Source organism: Pseudomonas sp. MIL9 (assembly GCF_016887925.1).
Taxonomy (GTDB): Bacteria; Pseudomonadota; Gammaproteobacteria; order Pseudomonadales; family Pseudomonadaceae; genus Aquipseudomonas; species Aquipseudomonas mohnii.
In genome coordinates this window covers 41,174-58,484 of sequence record NZ_JAFEHE010000012.1, presented here as the reverse complement: position 1 = coordinate 58,484, position 17,311 = coordinate 41,174, and the positions used below count along the sequence as shown (strand labels likewise).

General features: G+C 58.2%; 12 protein-coding genes. 9 read left to right on the top strand and 3 right to left on the bottom strand.

Annotation, left to right across the window (positions count from 1 at the left end; all coding sequences use genetic code 11):
• Positions 1-43 precede the first annotated feature (43 nt).
• Entirely contained in the window at positions 44-544 is a 501-nt protein-coding gene (locus JQF37_RS15165; protein WP_130207181.1) for a PaaI family thioesterase, read from the bottom strand.
• Between the two features lie 373 nt (positions 545-917).
• Here JQF37_RS15165 and JQF37_RS15160 point away from each other — a divergent pair, with 373 nt between their 5' ends.
• From JQF37_RS15160 to JQF37_RS15140, 5 genes are all read left to right on the top strand, one after another.
• Positions 918-3,116, top strand: coding sequence for an OsmC domain/YcaO domain-containing protein (locus tag JQF37_RS15160; protein WP_130207183.1), 2,199 nt, complete (start codon positions 918-920; stop codon positions 3,114-3,116).
• Positions 3,117-3,481: 365 nt separating this feature from the next.
• Positions 3,482-4,135: a hydrolase gene (locus JQF37_RS15155; RefSeq protein WP_130207185.1), complete on the top strand. Its 654-nt coding sequence runs from the start codon at positions 3,482-3,484 to the stop codon at positions 4,133-4,135.
• Between the two features lie 212 nt (positions 4,136-4,347).
• Positions 4,348-4,614, top strand: coding sequence for a ParD-like family protein (locus JQF37_RS15150; RefSeq protein ID WP_130207187.1), 267 nt, complete (start codon positions 4,348-4,350; stop codon positions 4,612-4,614).
• Positions 4,611-5,405 (top strand): type I methionyl aminopeptidase, encoded by a 795-nt coding sequence (map, locus tag JQF37_RS15145; protein ID WP_130207189.1) that lies wholly within the window; start codon positions 4,611-4,613, stop codon positions 5,403-5,405. Before JQF37_RS15150 ends, map begins: the two co-directional genes overlap by 4 nt.
• Positions 5,406-5,691: 286 nt before the next feature.
• On the top strand, positions 5,692-8,589 hold the full coding sequence (locus JQF37_RS15140) for an EAL domain-containing protein (protein WP_130207191.1): 2,898 nt from the start codon (positions 5,692-5,694) through the stop codon (positions 8,587-8,589).
• Positions 8,590-8,839: 250 nt separating this feature from the next.
• Here JQF37_RS15140 and JQF37_RS15135 read toward each other — a convergent pair whose 3' ends face one another.
• Positions 8,840-9,139, bottom strand: a complete 300-nt coding sequence (locus JQF37_RS15135; RefSeq protein ID WP_130207193.1) for a DUF4189 domain-containing protein — start codon at positions 9,137-9,139, stop codon at positions 8,840-8,842.
• A 221-nt stretch (positions 9,140-9,360) separates the two neighbouring features.
• Here JQF37_RS15135 and JQF37_RS15130 point away from each other — a divergent pair, with 221 nt between their 5' ends.
• The 3 genes from JQF37_RS15130 to JQF37_RS15120 all read left to right on the top strand — a co-directional run bounded on the left by JQF37_RS15130 (position 9,361) and on the right by JQF37_RS15120 (position 14,405).
• Entirely contained in the window at positions 9,361-10,056 is a 696-nt protein-coding gene (locus JQF37_RS15130) for a tRNA (adenine(22)-N(1))-methyltransferase TrmK (protein ID WP_321197569.1), read from the top strand.
• A gap of 186 nt (positions 10,057-10,242) precedes the next feature.
• Positions 10,243-12,018, top strand: coding sequence for a DUF262 domain-containing protein (locus tag JQF37_RS15125; RefSeq protein ID WP_130207195.1), 1,776 nt, complete (start codon positions 10,243-10,245; stop codon positions 12,016-12,018).
• On the top strand, positions 12,015-14,405 hold the full coding sequence (locus JQF37_RS15120; RefSeq protein WP_130207197.1) for a DUF262 domain-containing protein: 2,391 nt from the start codon (positions 12,015-12,017) through the stop codon (positions 14,403-14,405). Before JQF37_RS15125 ends, JQF37_RS15120 begins: the two co-directional genes overlap by 4 nt.
• A 51-nt stretch (positions 14,406-14,456) precedes the next feature.
• On the opposite strand, the gene JQF37_RS15115 is transcribed toward JQF37_RS15120, so the two are convergent.
• A complete protein-coding gene (locus JQF37_RS15115) occupies positions 14,457-15,518 on the bottom strand; it encodes a WYL domain-containing protein (protein ID WP_130207199.1) in 1,062 nt (353 codons plus the stop codon).
• Between the two features lie 291 nt (positions 15,519-15,809).
• Between JQF37_RS15115 and JQF37_RS15110 the strand changes: the two genes are divergently transcribed.
• Complete coding sequence (locus tag JQF37_RS15110; RefSeq protein WP_130207201.1) at positions 15,810-17,285, top strand: DUF726 domain-containing protein; 1,476 nt, start codon at positions 15,810-15,812, stop codon at positions 17,283-17,285.
• Positions 17,286-17,311 lie beyond the last annotated feature (26 nt).

Below are 17,311 nucleotides of genomic sequence, written 5' to 3'. Positions count from 1 at the left end.
CCCACCTCAACACCCACCGCCATCGCACCTTGAATGGCAGTGCCTACGCGTCCCGGTCATGGGCGGCCGCCGCCAGCTGCGCGGCGTCCACACGAACGAAAATCGAGTCTCCGATCGCCGTGAGTACGTCCCCGGCGTAGACCTCGCAGATCACGCGACTCTTGCGTCCGACTTCACCTTCCACTTTCGCCCGCAGGGTCAACGGAACGCCCATGGGGGTCGGTTTGATGAACTTGATGCCCAGGTTGCCCGTGACGCAATTGATGCGGGGCAGGCTGGCGACGTCGCGCTGTTCGGCGCGGTAGTGATAGGCCATTGCCGCCCAGTTTGAATGGCAATCCACCAGCATGGCGATCATTCCGCCGTAAACCAGATCGGGCCAGCCACAAAATTGAGCGTCGGGCAGATGTTCGGCCACGACATGCACGCCGTCCTCATGCCAGTAGCTTTTGATGTGCAGCCCGTGGGGATTGCTGCCGCCGCAACCATAACAAACGCCCTCGGGCGCAGCGGTGTCTTGCAGGGAGAGGTCGAGCCTGGACATACCTTGAGGATCCTCGAAAAGTGTGGGGCAAGCCTAGCGGATTTCCAGGCCGGACCGAAAGTGATGAGTGCGTTCTAACCTCAGGTGAATGCGCTGAAGCTATCCACAAATTGCGTGGGTATACCTGTGGATAACGCGCCAGGCAGCAGGAAACGTGTGGCTTGTAATGTGTTGGTCATTTATTGATCTTTTCCTGCGGAACGCGCTTCGTTGCCCATGACGGTCACCGGCTGACGAGGCTGGCGACGGGCTCGCCGGCGCGGGAGGGTCCTTCCATCAGCCCGTCACCTTCCCGTTCAAAGCACAAGACTTCCGGCCGAAAAGCCGGATAATGGCGGCCATTTCGTTTAGCTCGTCATTTTGGTAATCCCGCATGGAAATCAAGGTCAACTTTCTCGACAACCTTCGACTTGAAGCCAAGTTCGATGACTTCACTGTCGTGGCCGACCAGCCTATTCGCTATAAGGGCGATGGCTCGGCACCTGGTCCGTTCGATTACTTCTTGGCTTCTTCGGCTTTGTGTGCGGCTTATTTTGTGAAGCTGTATTGCGACACTCGCGGTATTCCCACGGAAAATATCCGCCTGTCGCAGAACAACATTGTTGACCCGGAAAACCGCTACAACCAGATTTTCAAGATCCAGGTCGAGTTGCCTGCCGATATCTCCGCCAAGGACCGCCAGGGCATTTTGCGTTCCATCGACCGTTGCACCGTGAAAAAAGTGGTGCAGACCGGGCCTGAGTTCGTGATCGAAGAAGTGGAAAACCTCGATGCCGATGCCCAGGCGTTGTTGATGCCCCAGTCGGGCTCGCAAGAGGGCACCTATATTGCGGGCAAGGATCTGCCGCTGGAGCAGACCATCGCCAATATGTCGGGGATCCTGGCTGACCTGGGCATGAAGATCGAAATCGCTTCGTGGCGCAATATCGTGCCCAATGTGTGGTCGCTGCACATTCGCGATGCGCACTCGCCCATGTGCTTTACCAATGGCAAGGGCGCGACCAAGGAAGGCGCGTTGGCGTCGGCATTGGGCGAGTTTATCGAGCGACTCAATTGCAACTTCTTCTACAACGATCAGTTCTGGGGAGAAGACATCGCCAACGCGGCGTTCGTGCATTACCCGGATGAGCGCTGGTTCAAGCCTGGCCCCCAGGATGCGCTGCCGGCGGAAATTCTCGACGAGTACTGCCTGGCGATCTACAACCCCGATGACGAGTTGCGGGGCTCGCACCTGTACGACACCAACTCCGGCAATACACAGCGTGGCATCTGTTCGCTGCCGTTTGTGCGCCAGTCGGATGGCGAGGTGGTGTATTTCCCGTCCAACCTGATCGAGAACCTGTTCCTCAGCAATGGCATGAGTGCCGGTAACACCCTGGCAGAAGCCCAGGTGCAATGCCTTTCTGAAATCTTCGAACGCGCGGTCAAGCGCGAAATTCTCGAAGGTGAAATGGCACTGCCGGATGTGCCGCAGCACGTGCTGGCAAAATACCCGAGCATTCTGGCTGGCATTCAAGGGCTGGAAGAGCAGGGCTTCCCGGTGCTGGTCAAGGATGCGTCGCTGGGTGGGGAGTTCCCGGTGATGTGCGTCACCTTGATGAACCCGCGTACCGGTGGCGTGTTTGCCTCGTTCGGCGCGCACCCAAGCTTTGAAGTGGCACTGGAACGCAGCCTCACCGAGTTGCTGCAGGGGCGCAGCTTTGAAGGTCTGAGCGATCTCCCTCAGCCGACCTTTGAAGGACAGGCCGTGACGGAGCCGAATAACTTCGTCGAGCACTTCATCGACTCCAGCGGTGTGGTGTCCTGGCGCTTCTTCAGTGCCAAGGCCGATTTCGAATTCGTTGAGTGGGACTTCTCCGGGCAAGGGGAAAACTCCAATGCCGAAGAAGCCGCCACCATGTTCGGCATCCTTCAGGATATGGGCAAGGAAGTGTACATGGCGGTCTATGAGCACATCGGCGCCAAGGCCTGCCGCATTCTGGTGCCGGACTACTCGGAAATCTATCCGGTCGACGATCTGGTCTGGGACAACACCAACAAGGCGCTGACGTTCCGCGCCGACATTCTCAACCTGCACAACCTGAGCAAAGTCGGGCTGAGAACCCTGGCCAAGCGCCTGGAAGACAGCGAGCTGGACGACTACACCGACATCACCACCTTGATCGGCATCGAATTCGACGACAACACGCCGTGGGGCAAGTTGACGATCCTGGAGTTGAGGCTGCTGATTTATCTGGCCTTGCAGAAGTTTGAACAGGCGAAGGATCTGGTGGAAGCCTTCCTGCAGTACAACGACAACACCGTCGAGCGCGGCCTGTTCTATCAAGCCGTGAACGTGGTGCTGGAAATGCAGTTGGACGACGATCTGGAACTGGCCGACTACGAAGTCAATTTCCGCCGGATGTTCGGCAATGAGCGCATGGACGCTGCGATCGGCTCGGTCGACGGCAGTGTGCGTTTCTACGGCCTGACCCCGACGAGCACGAAGCTGGAAGGGCTCGATCGACATTTGCGTCTGATCGAAAGCTATAAAAAGCTACACACGGCGCGGGCCAGTGTGACGATTGCCTGACGCCGCTCAGTCAAGGGATTGAACGAATGAATAGCAACCTGTGGCGAGGGAACTTGCTCTGGGTAGCGAAGCGGCCTCAAAAAGATGGGACGGTGGGGCGCTCCGGAAAGCGCCCCCATGCGTGATCGTTGATTGGCGTGCTCACCGTCTTGAGCAAGGGAGATGCACTTAAGGGAACTGTCAGCCTTCGCGAGCGCAAGGGGATCAACCCTCTTGCGCCGACGAGACCCGGGGTGAATGCCGATTCGTCCTGTCGATCCAGTGAGCCGGTCACGGCCAAAACAAAGCACAGGGATACAAGTACGGCGTCGTCGGGCACTCCATAGTTGAAGGGTGGTTTTTCATTCAATAATGGAGCGACTCCCATGCCTACCGCATCCGCCGTGCCCGGCAAGACCCTGCTGAACCCTGACGATCACACCCTCATCATGATCGATCATCAGTCGCAAATGTCCTTTGCGACCAAGTCCATCGACGCTGTGAATCTGCGCAACAACGCTGCCCTGGTGGCCAAGGCTGCAAAAGAGTTCGGGGTCGCGACCATCCTGACCACGGTCGCAGAGAAAAGCTTTTCCGGGCCCATCTTCGATGAAATCAAATCGGTCTTCCCCGAGAAGTCCGTCATCGACCGCACCAGCATGAACACCTGGGAAGATCCGCGCATTGCGGTGGAGGTGAACCGTCACGACAAGGCCAAGATCGTGCTGGCGGGCCTCTGGACATCTGTGTGCATCGTGGGCCCGGCGCTTTCCGCCCTGGATCAGGGGTTCGAGGTGTATTTCATTGCGGACGCGTGCGGTGATGTGTCGGTCGAGGCTCATGAAATGGCCATTCAGCGCATGATCCAGCTTGGCGCGCGCCCGATGACTTCCCTGCAATACCTGCTCGAGTTGCAACGTGACTGGGCTCGTACCGACACCTACGATGCCACCGTGAAAACTTCCATCGCCAATGGTGGCGCCTATGGTTTGGGACTGATCTATGCCAAAACCATGTTCAATGCGTCCGAAGGCCATTGATCGCCTGGCGTTACCGAACAGGTAAAGGGCAGCGGTGCTTCCCGACACACCTGATTGCTGGTCATGGCGCCCCTTGATTGGGGCGTTTCCATTTGTATCGAACGCTTTATCACTCCGGGGGAGCGGGGGCGCTCCCATTTCATGAGGTTGATTTGATTCCATGCTCGAACCGGTTAATATACGGTTCATATGCATTTCATATAGTGGAAGTCATGGGAATCGTCAAAATTTCAGAAAACATGCATGAGAACCTGCGTGTCGCCAGCGACGCGCTGAGTCGCTCGATCAATGCGCAAGCCGAGCACTGGATGCGCATCGGGATGCTCGCGGAATTACATCCAAACCTCGATCACAGCGATATTTGCCGCTTGCTGATTCGTGCCGAATCGGCGGGCGGACTGGATCTGAAACAGCTCTGTGCTGTCGCGGATATCGCTCAAGGCTCCCAGCCCCATGCAATCTCAGGAGCCAGTCAATGAAGGCGAACGTCAGGATCAACAGCCTCGCGGAAATCGCCCAGTCACGCGCAGCAGGCACGCTGGCCGCCGAAGTGCTGGCCATGATCACTCCCCACGTGAAAGCCGGGGTCACCACCAACGAACTCGATCGCCTCTGTCACGACCACATCGTCAACGTGCAGAAAGCCATTCCGGGCAACATTGGCTATCACGGTTTTCCGAAGACCGTGTGCGCATCCGTCAACGAAGTGGTCTGCCATGGCATCCCTTCGAACAGGACGTTGAAGGATGGCGACATCGTGAACATCGATATCGCTGTCATCAAGGATGGCTGGTATGGCGACACCAGCCGCATGTACTTCGTTGGCGAGCCCAGTGCGCAGGCTCGGCATTTGGTCAAGACGACCTATGAAGCCATGTGTGCCGGCATTCGACTCGTCCGCCCCGGCGCCACGTTGGGCGACATTGGTCATGCCATCCAGGCGGTCGCGGAAAAGGAAGGGTTCAGCGTTGTGCGCGAATACTGCGGCCATGGTATCGGCAAGATCTACCACGACGAGCCGCAGGTCCTGCATTACGGTTATCCGGGCCAGGGCCTGAAATTGAAAGCCGGGATGATTTTCACCATTGAGCCCATGCTCAATGCGGGCAAACGTCATGTGAAAACCCTGGCGGATGGCTGGACGGTGGTCACCAAGGATCAATCGCTATCGGCCCAGTGGGAGCACATGGTGGCCGTCACTGACGATGGCTTTCAGATTTTGACGCCCTGGCCCGATCGTAACGACGAATATCCCGCCATCGGGCAGTAACCGCTCAGGTGCACGGAAGACAGGATCTGTCTTCCGTGCATGGCGATAGTGACTGCAACGGTGACTGGTCGGGCGACACTGACGCAGAGACGAAAGACAGCGAGTAAAGAGTTCCGGGTAAAAATCGACAACTTTCGGCGAGCAATTTGTTGTCTGTCTCATTGTTGGCGCCAAAGCAAATAAAACCATTGAAAAAAATCGCCATAAGTTATAAACAAAAAGCTCACTGGCATATTGCTAGCAATCAGTAAGTGGGCATCGCCAGTTTTTGGCTCAGGGAGCGCTGATGAGTGTTCGTCAATTGACCGACTCCCCGCGGCAATCGAACGACTGCGACGTTGTCGCATCTCAACCAAAAGGGACGTCGGGTACTGTCGGCATGGCTTACGCTGGCAACGAGAACATGATCCAGCAAATGCTGGACTCAGCGCGCAACTGGGCCCATACCTCCGCGTGGGCGGTTTACCGCGCCGGTGAACAATTGCATCGGGTCGGTCAGGGCGACGCCTGGATGCAGTGGCCGTCCAGCATCCCGAACGAAGAGTTCGACACGTTCTGCCGGACCCGGCGATTGCACCGCTGGCCCACCGGAAAGGGCGAAAGTGAACTGGGTTGGCTACTCGCGCCGGTCAGCGAAGCCGCAGACCCGGCGCTCGCCGACTTTGCCCTGCGGCTGGGTATTCAGGTCCAGACCAATACCCTTGCCCGTGCGCAGATCACTCAGCGAGTGCTGTATGAGATCACCTACCTGGCCAGTTCGACCCGCGACCGTTCGGTGTTTCTGGTGGGGGTTCACCGGCTGCTGGCCAGCCTGATCGATGCCGAGAACTTCTATCTCGCGCTGTATGACCCCCATAGCGGCAAGATCGACTACCCGTATTACGTCGACATCATCGACGTCGATGCCCTGGAGTCCGAAAACTACGAATACCTTGACCCATCGCACCTGTCGTTGACCGGGCAGGTATTGACCACTGCCCAGCCGTTGCTGATCGACGCCGCCGGTATCCTCGCGGCTGAAGCCGAAGGCCGTTTCTACTGTGTGGGTGACCGTCCCGAGTTCTGGATGGGCGCCCCGTTGAAAAATGCCTCGGATGACGTGTTCGGCATGCTCGCGATGCAGGTCTACGACGTTTCTCGTATCTACAGTGCTGAAGATCGCGCGCTGTTCCTTGTGGTGGCCCGCCACGTCGCCATGGCCCTGGACCGGATTCTGCACCGCGAGGACCTGGAAGAAACCGTGATGCGTCGCACCCTGGAGCTTTCGGCACTCAACGAAGCCTTGAGGCAGGAAGTGGCGGATCGGGAGCGCGCCGAACACCTGCAGAGCGCGTTGTTCCAGATCGCGGAGCTATCGAGTCAACCGGGCGACATGGCTGAGTTGTTTCAAACCTTGCATGGCATCGTCGGTGACTTGCTGTTCGCGCAAAACTTCTACATCGCGCTGTTCGACGACGCGACCAGTGAAGTGACCTTTCCCTATTACGTCGATGAGCGGCAGACGACCAGCCCGGCAGCGCGGCGTGGGTGCCGGGGCTTGACTGAATACGTTATCCGTCAGCGCCGACCTTGCCTGATTGACTCTGACAAAGCCGAGCGACTGGCGGCCGAGGGCGAAATCGAACTGGCCGACGAGTCCGTCCGATCCCATTCCTGGCTGGGCATTCCCTTGTTCGATGGCGACGTGGTGCGTGGCGTGCTGGCGGTGCAAAGCTACACCTCGCAGGTGCGCTATACCCTGCGGGATCAGGATCTGCTGACGTTCGTGTCGCGGCACATTGATACGGCGTTGTCGCGGCGCACGGCCGCCGAAGCGATCCACGCCGCCAACCTCAAGCTGGAAGCGCGGGTGCAGAACCGCACCCGCGAACTCGATCACGCCAATGCCAAATTGCAACACGAAAACTCCCACGATGCGCTGACCGGGCTGCCGAATCGCACTTACCTGCAACAGCGCCTCAATTCGGCCTGGTCGCAGTTCGGCAGGGAAGGCGGGCACCTGGCGGTCATGTTCATCGACCTGGACCGTTTCAAGATGGTCAACGACAGCCTCGGCCACCATTTTGGCGACCTGCTGTTGATGCAGGCCGCCCATCGCCTGCGCGGATGCCTGCGCGACGCCGACATGCTGGCGCGCCTGGGCGGCGATGAGTTTTCGGTCCTCGCGCCCGAAGCGCCGCTGGACGTGGTGATCGAAATCGCCGAACGGATCCTGGTGGCGTTTGACCTGCCGTTTTTCATCAATGGCTATGAAGTGTTTTCGTCCTGCAGTATCGGTATTGTCAGTGCCGACAGTCAGTTCCATCACGAACCGGCGGATTTGCTGCGCGATGCCGACGCGGCGATGTACCGGGTCAAGAGCGCCGGGCGCGACAGTTACGCGGTGTTCAACCAGGAAGTGCGCCGGGAAGTCTCGGACCAGGTGGAGCGCGAAGGGGCCTTGCGCAACGCGCTCAAGCGTACGGACGAACTGCTGCCGTATTTCCAGCCGATTGTCAGCGTTGAAAGCGGCGAATTGCTGGCCCTTGAGGCGCTGGTCCGCTGGCATCAACCGGGCGGCCGGGTGATCGCGCCGGGCGAGTTCCTGCCGGATGTCGAGGGTTTGCGCCTGATCGGCCGGCTGGATCTGTACATGCTCACCAGCGTTGCAACGATCCTCGCACAACCCGAGCACGCCAATTGGCCTGCGGTGCACGTCAATTGCTCCAGCTACAGCATGACGCGCCCGGACTTCGCCAATGAAGTGCTGGCGCTGCTGGCGCGGCACGGGGTCGAACCGTCACGCATTTGCCTGGAGTTGACCGAAGGTGCGCTGGTCGCCGAGCCGGCGATTGCCCGGCTGACCATGCAGCAATTGGCCGACAACGGTATGTCGGTGGTGCTCGATGACTTCGGCGCCGGGTTCTCATCCCTGAGCTATGTGCATCAATACCGTTTCAGCGGCTTGAAGATCGACAAGTCGTTCATCCTCGAACTGACCACCAGTGCCCGCAGTCGCGCGATCGTCCGGGCGATCGTGCGGATGGCCGAATCGCTCGACCTCAGCGTGGTGGCCGAAGGTGTCGAGGATCAAGCGACACTGGACTTGCTGCGTGAAATGGGCGCAGGGCAGGCCCAGGGATATCATTTTGCCAAGCCGATGGGACTGGAGGCGTTGCTGGCCAGTTCGCTGATCGGTCGCTAGGGCTTGTCGGCGTTTTGCATCTGGAGAAACCGCGATTCAGAGCGGTAGAAGCGTTTTTTTAAGGGGCATTGCAACGTGGGCACCGTCCTCTGTAGCAGCGAGCCTGCTCGCGATGAGCTGGAGGACACCGCGGGGCGTCAGGTTCCCCGCGTTATCGTTCACGACCATCGCCAGCAAGCTGGCTCCTACAAGTATTGCATTAGCGTTGTATCCCGGGATTCCGTGAAGAACCTTTTTTGCTGCCGCGCCATTACTTTCTGCATTGCGCCAACACCACTTGGCAGGTGTCCGGCGTGCCACCGGACCGGCCGGCATAGCGTATGCAATTATCCAGGGATTTTTTGCGAGCCATGTTCAAGGTGTCGCCCCATGCCAGACCGCCTTCACCGGAAGTGGGCAGCGCTTTTGCGTAACAGTTCGAGCCGGCGCTCGACGTCGAATAGCGAGCCTTGGCGGCTTTGCCTGAACATCCCGCTGTCAGCACCAGGCTGAGGGCGAGCAACGAGGGCAAGACCCATGACCAGCCTTGTCGTGTGGTGTTTGTAGTCATCCCGTTGCCCCCGTATCAAACGGCTCAAAGCGTGTTTGCGATCATACTGCACTCGGGCTGGACGGTGTGCGCCTGACCGTGGTGACCTGTCGGGGGAAGGGACTGACGGGGGCAAACCATGGTCCTGGTCGCCGGGATTTGAAATCTATGGCGTTGCTCGACAGAATTGCGTCCCGATCCGGCCTGCGGTGCTGGACGTTCGTGGTGAAAAGGGGCTGCAGTTGAACCAACAGACATTGTCCATGCGCCTGGAGCGCGTGGCGGCGCATGTGCCAGCGGATGCACGCCTGGCCGATATCGGCTCGGATCACGCCTACTTGCCGGTGGCATTAATGCGTCGTGGCGCCATCGCGGCGGCGGTGGCCGGCGAGGTGGCAGTGACGCCGCTGCGCTCGGCCGAACGCACCGTGCGCGAGAACGGCCTGGAGCAGTGGATCACCGTGCGCCTGGCCAATGGCCTGGCGGCGATCGAGCCGGGAGACGGCATCACGGCGATCAGCCTCTGTGGCATGGGTGGCGAGACGATCCGCGACATCCTCGACAGCGGCAAGGCGCGCCTGAGCGGCCGGGAACGCCTGATCCTGCAGCCCAACGGCGGCGAGCAGCCGCTGCGTCAATGGCTGATGGACAATGGCTACCGAATCCTTTGCGAGGAAGTACTTCGGGAAAACCGCTTCGACTACGAAATCATCGTCGCCGAGCGCGACGGGCCGGTGACCTATACCGCCGAGGAACTGTACTTCGGCCCGCTGCAGATGCAGGCACGCAGCCCGGCGTTCCTGACCAAGTGGCAGCGCCTGCTGCGCCATAAACAGCAGACCCTGACCCACTTCGCCCGGGCGCGACAGGCAGTGCCCGAAGAGAAGGCCGAGGAAATCGCCCGGCACGCCCGGTGGATCACTGAGCTGCTGAATTGAGCCGCGCAGTCGCGCAAGGCAGGGGAGCGTCTGAGCGACGATCAAAAGTCTGAATACGCTTGCCGAATCATGTTGGTCGCGACGCCAGTCAATGAATGATATCTTTGCGCCATCATGCTGTAAGCCTGGCAACTCTCGCACCTTCACGCAGACGTTTTACATGGGTTAAAAAGGGATGTTCTCGCAATGACGCGCGCCGTTTTCGATACCAAGTCGGTACACGACCTCATCACCCACGCAAATGGACAGCCAAACCAGTTCTGGATACCCGCCTACCAGCGCGGTTATCGATGGAAGCCGATGCAAGTCACGCAATTGCTCGAGGATGTCCGGGAGTTTGCCAAGCGTGAAAATGCTCAGCCCCACGAGTACTACTGCCTGCAACCGTTAGTGCTCAAAGACACACGCCAGGGTCAATACGAGGTGGTCGATGGTCAACAGCGGCTGACAACGCTGCTACTGATACTTCGTCATTTCAATGAGCGGATGGCCGTCAAATATCGATCAAAACTGTTCAGCCTGGCATACGAAACCCGACCGGAGTTGCGGGACTTTCTGGACGATCCTTCTGAGGACACCGCCACCCGAAACGTTGACTATTTCTATCTGTACCAGGCGATCCAGACCATCGAACTATGGTTCGAATCGCGGGACCACGAATTCGAGGAGATCAAATCGACACTGCTCAACAAGACCCGTGTGATCTGGTACGAGCTCTCCGACCGGGAAAATGCCGTGGACGCCTTTACCCGGCTGAATGTGGGCAAGATAGCCTTGACCAACGACGAGCTTATCCGGGCGTTGTTTTTGCGCCAACGGGACGATGCCGAGGGTGCTGTTAGCCTCCAGCAGTTGCAGATTGCCCATGAATGGGATCAGTTGGAAAAAGCGCTACAGAACGACGCGTTCTGGTATTTCCTCAATAACAAGACCAGCGGCGGCCACAACCGCATCGGCTTCTTGTTCACGCTGATTGCCCGCCTCGACGCAGAGCCCTCTTTTGACCCGGACGAGCGATACTCGGTTTTCCACACTTACAACCGCAGGCTTTCGGCAGCAGGCGCCACGACCGCGAGCGAATGGTTGAGGGTAAAGCAGGTATACATGCTGCTGGAGGAGTGGTTCGAAGACCGGCGTCTGTACCATATCATCGGCTTTCTGGTGCAATCGGGCACAACGGTCGATGCCATTTTCCGACTGTCGCAAGACATTCCAAAAAGACAATTCGAACAGAAGCTTCGTAGCCTTGCATTCCTGAAGTTAACCGGCACGGCGATGCCTGAGGCAGCAACGGCTGACGTTCTGAGGGCAACGATTAAACAGTTCCTCGGCGACCTGGAGTACGGCCAAAAGCATGCGCTCAAAATCCGGACAACGCTGTTGCTCTTCAACCTGACCAGCCTGCTGCAAAACCCGGCTTCGAACATTCGTTTTCAGTTCGACAGTTTCAAGGCGAACAGCTGGGACATCGAGCACGTCCGGTCGGTGACCACCTCTATTCCCAAAGGTAAAACTGAACGAGACAGATGGCTGCAACTGGCTCGGAAGCAACTGACGGGCGCAGACGATCAACGGGATCTTTGCCAGGCCATCGCGGCGTACTTCGCGCAAACCGAGTCCGCTACCGACACGCAGTTTCACGATTTGCACACTCGCGTCCTGGCGGCCTTCAAAGAGGACAGCGAAGTTGATGACAGTATCGGCAACCTTACGCTGCTTGATGCTCAAACGAATCGTGGTTACGGCAATGCAGTGTTTGCCGTAAAACGGGAGCGGATACTGGAACTTGATCAACGTGGCATTTTTGTACCGCTGTGTACGCGAAACCTGTTCCTCAAATGCTACAGCCAGGGCGTGGACCACCTGCTTTTCTGGAGCGTCAAGGATAGTCAGGGTTACCTGGAAGCCATGTGCAATACCCTCGTCAATTTCTTTCTGGACAAGCAGGAGCCAAGCGTATGAGCGGCGCAGGAAGCCAGATGGTGTTCGCTGATCTGTTCCAGGGCGGTCAAAGCATTCGCATCCCGCTGATTCAGCGTGATTACGCGCAAGGACGATCCGACAGCATCGATGTGCGCAACGATTTCCTCGTTGCACTGAACAAGGCATTCCAGTTGCCGGAGGACGCCCCGGAACTCCCCCTCAACCTGGATTTCATTTACGGCACCCTCAATGAGGCGGGGCAGCTTCAACCGTTGGACGGTCAGCAGCGTCTGACCACACTGTTCCTCCTTCACTGGTACATCGCGCTGCGGGACGATCAGCTGGAGCTGTTCAGAACGCTTTTCTGCGACGATCAGGCCTCACGCTTCACCTACAGTGTTCGCCCGAGCAGTACGGAATTCTTTGATGCGCTCAGCCAATTCAAACCGGACCACGCCATTACCGCCGAAGCGTCCATCGCTGCGCTGATTTGCGACCAGCCCTGGTATTTTCGCCATTGGAGACTGGACCCTACCATCCAGTCCGCCCTCACGATGGTGCAGGCCATCCACGAGCTTTTCTTCGAAACACCGACGGCAACGTTCGCTCGCCTGGTGGATCGCGAGCGCCCCGTCATCAGCTTTCAGAAACTCGACCTGCGTGATTTTGGCCTGGCCGATGATCTCTATATCAAAATGAACGCCCGCGGGATGCCGCTCACGCCATTCGAAACATTCAAGGCCCGTTATGAACAGGTTCTGGAAAAACAGTTCGAGGGTGAAACGCGCAACATGGGCAGCGTTCAGACGAGCGTGGCGAAGTTTTTCGCCTGGCGTCTGGACACCCAGTGGGCCGATTTTTTCTGGAACATTTGTAACCAGGACAATCGCGATCCATCACCCACGGCGATGCACCTGTTTGACGATGCGGTGATGAACATGTTGCGCCTGATTGCCATTGCGACCCGCGACAGCAGTCAATCTCGCTACAACGATGAATTCGTCAAGCTGAGGGCTGCGGATCAGCGCAACACCTATCAGACGTATGAGGAAAATGGCTGGCTCGACCGGGCCTTTTCGGAAACGGTCCTGATGCTGTTTGAAGGGTGGAGCGCAGGGCAAACAGGTTTCGCCCTGAAGCTACCGGACGACCGAGTCTTCGACGAAAAGGCATTCTTCAAGACGGCCATTGCCGAACCGTTGTCGATCAGCTATCCGCAGATCGTTGAGTTCGTCGCCTACATCGAATTTCTCAGAGCGCATGGTGACAGCCAGCCGCAAGCGTTTCAGGAATGGATGCGTGTGGTGGTGAACCTTGCCGTCAACACTACTTACGTCAGGCCCGAGGATGTGCGACGCAGCATCAATGGCCTGCGCGAGTTGATTCCTCATGCCGTGCAGATTCTTGAATACATCGCTTCAACCCCTGGCCCGGTGACTGGATTCAATGGCGCGCAGGCGTCGGAAGAGGTGCAGAAGGCGAAACTGATCCTGGCAGAGCACAATTGGCGAGGGTTGATAGAACAAGCGGAATCTCATTTGTATTTCCGTGGGCAGATCGATTTTCTCCTGGAGCGCAGCGAAGCACTTCGCTTGTTCGACGACAGTGAGGACGCTCAGTCTGTGGACCATGCCAGCGCGCAACTGGCATTCCAGCGCAGTTTCGATATGGCCCAGAAGACGTTTACCCCACGCGGTCTCGCGAGCTTCAAGGATTTTCTATGGGAGAGGGCCTTGCTCACCCTCGGCAATTACTTCTTGCGCAATGGCAGTAACTGGTCCTTTCTGGTCAATGGCGCGACGGAGCAGGGCAGTTGGAAGCGATTGCTCGGCGGAGCGCGTGATGCGCGCAATATCCTGTTCAAACTCTGGGACCAATTGGACGCTGAGCAGCCGCTGGAGCCTCAACTGCAGCGCATCATCACTTCGGCCCATCCAGAGGTGCCTTGGCAAAAACTGCTGATCGAAACCCCCGAGGCATTCAACTATTGCAGCAGGCGCCAGATGCGCTTCGTCAATGACGATGTGCAGGACATCTATTTGCTCGCCAGAGAACGCATGAGCGGTGCGCATGCCGAACTCAACACGTATGCCCTGCATGCCCGGTTACAGCGAGAAGGTGGTGCAGCGTTACAACCACTCTCGCTTCCGTACTACGAATCCGTATCGGGGGAAGCGGATGAGCCTTACCTGTATTTCCATCACGAACACGCTGGCAGGGAGATACACCTTTACGTCAGTTACAAGCAGGGTCAATTCCTGCTGCAGATCGGAAATACCGAGCTTCAAGGACGGGAGGCGCTACAGGCTCAATTGTGCCAAGCCATCGGTTTTCAACCGCGCCCGGAATACCTGACCGCTGAATGCCCATTGGGCGAGATCGACGAGGCCTTGTTAAAAGTCGCTGCGCTGCTCAAGGCAAACTGAACAACGCGTGACGCAGGGCCTGTCCTCGGAGGACGGCCCCGCGTGCGTTTGTTACAGCGTGGCTGTCAGCCCATGGGTGTGCGAACCCACGGTTGCCGCGACCTCTTCCAGCGGTTGATAGGCCGCTGCCGCCCGTTGCAGCGTCTCGCCGATTTGCGCCCGCAGTTCGACTGGCCGCTCCACGATCATTGCGTCGCCCTGGGACAGAATCCACCAGTGCAACTGCCAGGTGTTGCTCAGCGTCGCATGCACCCGATAGCCGTCCTCCAGGGGTTCCAGCGTCATGTCCGGACTCAAGGGCGTCTCGCGAATCAGGCGTGCCTTGCGTTCACTCACCCAAGCCTGGAAGCGGATTTTTTCCGGCGATCCGAATTGCAGCGCATCGCTGCCCAGGTAGGCGCGCAGGTCGAACTCGTGCAGGCCCTCGGCAGGCTTGTCCAATTGATCGACAGATCGAAAACGATGCACCGCGAACTGGCGCACATCGGTGTACGGATGCGCCGTGGCAATCAAATAGGTCACCAGCCCGCGCTGCACCATCGCCAAGGGGTTGAGCGTCATTTCGCTGAGCTTGTCGGTATGGGCGGAGTAGTACTGGCACTGCACCTGACACTCATTGATCAGTGCCTTTTGCAGGGATTCGAGCCGCTGCGGATCAATGTCCGGCGCCTGCAGGTTCAGGTCCGGTCGCACACTGGCAACCTTTTCCAGCCAACGGGCGGCGGGGTTGTCGTCCTCCAGTCCCTTGAGCTTGCGCCGGGCATGCACAAAACGAGGTTCCAGCACGCTCAGCATGCTGGCGGGCAGCAGGGGGCGGATTGCATCTTCAACCAGCGCCAGGCTCAAGGCTTCGGTCAACGTGATGCCTTGCAATTCGACGTTAACCCCGGGCGTCCAGTACCAGGCTTGCGGCGTGTCCTCGCTGCACTGCAAGGGGAACACCAGGGACAAATCATTCAAGTCTCGCTCGACGGTGCGCCGGCTGATGATGTAGCCGGACGCCTCGAGTCGCCCCAGAAGCTCGGTCACCGTGATGCCCGATTCGCGTTTGGGCAAGTGCTTGAGCAGTTCCCACTGGCGACTGACAGTGGAATGGGATTTGGCTGACGGCACAGTGTTTTCCTTGTGCAGGGGGGGGCAGAGTGCGGCAGCGGAGGACACTGCCTGGCGGTGAACGTCAAGCTGATGTCGGCGCAAAGCGCCCGTGCTTGAGCCTCTCCAGAGATATTTCCCGGATGCATTCTGTCGCGGAATGGCGATAAGCTATCACTTATTGAAGTTCGGGAAAATGCAAAAGAAGTTGTTTCACCCTCGTCGTATCGACGACTGCGCGCTGATCGAAATCATGCAACCCGAGTCTGCCTCTGATGTAGATCCGTCCTGATTCAAATGGAGTTTTTATACTTGGTTAAACACTTCAAGTTCCTGACCTTGCCACACGGTGCCAGTGAGGTGGCGAATGTGTTCGTTCATGGTTATTCCGCCGGGCACGATCTAAGGGATCGTCGGCTGTTGTCCAAGCAAATTCCTTCGACGCTGCACAGTGGCATCAATATCCTCGGCTTCTGGCGCTCGGGTCATTTCATGCAGATGTCAAATGCCTCCCGGCAGTTGATCGCGGGTGCCAGCCGGGTCCATCCCTATTTCGCCGTGGCGGCATTCGCCGCGGAGCGGGTGGCACATTTTGCGCGCAGCCGACGTCGGGCGGTGGAGATGGGCGAGGTGCTGCTCAGTGAGCTGGACGATTACCTGTTGGCCAGGCACCCCTACGTGACCGAAATCAATCTGATCGGTCACTCGTTGGGCGGTCGAGTGCTGGTCAGCGCGCTAAGAAAACTGGTTCGCCAACCGGGTGGTTGCAGTCTCACCATCGGCGATGTGTTGCTGATGGCGGCGGCCGTCGAAGTCGGTGCCGAAGAAGCGCGAGGACTCAAGGCCTGCATCAATGGCCGGTTGATCAATGCCTTCTCCAGGAATGACCGGATCCTGTTGATGAACGCAGACGAGAAGTGCCTGGGTCGCCACGAGGTTGCGAACTTCGACAACGTTGAGATGGACGGCTTCGGCCACCAGGATTACTGGCCGAAGCTGCATAAAGTATTGGCCAGCACCGGTTTCGCCGGATTCCAGGGCCAGCATTACCCCGCGCCCATGGGCAAGGAAGTGGCCTCGCAGGAGGATCACGTGCGTGATGACTATTTGCTCTACGACCTCTTTGAACAGATCGAGCAGTCGCATCCCGCCTTGTTGGGTGAAGCGATCAAACACCTCAAAACCAGCAGTTGGACAGATCTGGACGACAACGAAAGCGATAAGCTCTACGCCTTCACACGGGAGTTTCAGCTATTGGGCGGACATTGCCTGGCGAACATGACGCGACGCCGTGGTTTGCCTTATGCCGAAGTGCTTGAAATGTTGGTAGCGCATTTCGAGTTGGGTGACGACCTGCATGACTGTGCGACGATCCTGGAACTCGAGGCCGCCTTGGTTCGCACGTTTTTCAGTAACGCTTTCGCGGATGGGCATGTGTTGTGCCATTCACCTGAGAAAGTCCTGGAAACCCTTTCGGCGGAGCACTACTTCAAGCACGTCGATGCGCTGGCGGAGCGCTTGACGTTGACCTCCTATTTCAAGTCGCCGACCTCTGACGGCGGCGCGCAGGTCGCTGGCCGGGTGAGCACAGGAATGACGATGGGAACCATTGCCGGTGCCGCCTCCTTCAACGTGTTGTCGATGGTGCCCAAACTGTTGGGGAACTCCGTCGGGCGGGTCATCACCAATTTCAAGACGGCTCTGAAACCTGGTTATTCGGCATTGATTCCGGCGGTGGCCATCACCTTTTATGCCCGGGTGAAACTGGGCAACAGCGGGTTGCATTGAGGGAAGGGGCCGCCAGGCCTTCATGC

Bases quoted from the DNA above. Each gene is read 5' to 3' on its own strand.
- JQF37_RS15150 (WP_130207187.1), top strand. From the start codon at position 4,348: ATGGGAATCGTCAAAATTTCAGAAAACATGCATGAGAACCTGCGTGTC.
- JQF37_RS15120 (WP_130207197.1), top strand. From the start codon at position 12,015: ATGAGCGGCGCAGGAAGCCAGATGGTGTTCGCTGATCTGTTCCAGGGC.
- JQF37_RS15160 (WP_130207183.1), top strand. From the start codon at position 918: ATGGAAATCAAGGTCAACTTTCTCGACAACCTTCGACTTGAAGCCAAG.
- JQF37_RS15135 (WP_130207193.1), bottom strand. From the start codon at position 9,139: ATGACTACAAACACCACACGACAAGGCTGGTCATGGGTCTTGCCCTCG.
- JQF37_RS15165 (WP_130207181.1), bottom strand. From the start codon at position 544: ATGTCCAGGCTCGACCTCTCCCTGCAAGACACCGCTGCGCCCGAGGGC.
- map (WP_130207189.1), top strand. From the start codon at position 4,611: ATGAAGGCGAACGTCAGGATCAACAGCCTCGCGGAAATCGCCCAGTCA.
- JQF37_RS15155 (WP_130207185.1), top strand. From the start codon at position 3,482: ATGCCTACCGCATCCGCCGTGCCCGGCAAGACCCTGCTGAACCCTGAC.
- JQF37_RS15140 (WP_130207191.1), top strand. From the start codon at position 5,692: ATGAGTGTTCGTCAATTGACCGACTCCCCGCGGCAATCGAACGACTGC.
- JQF37_RS15125 (WP_130207195.1), top strand. From the start codon at position 10,243: ATGACGCGCGCCGTTTTCGATACCAAGTCGGTACACGACCTCATCACC.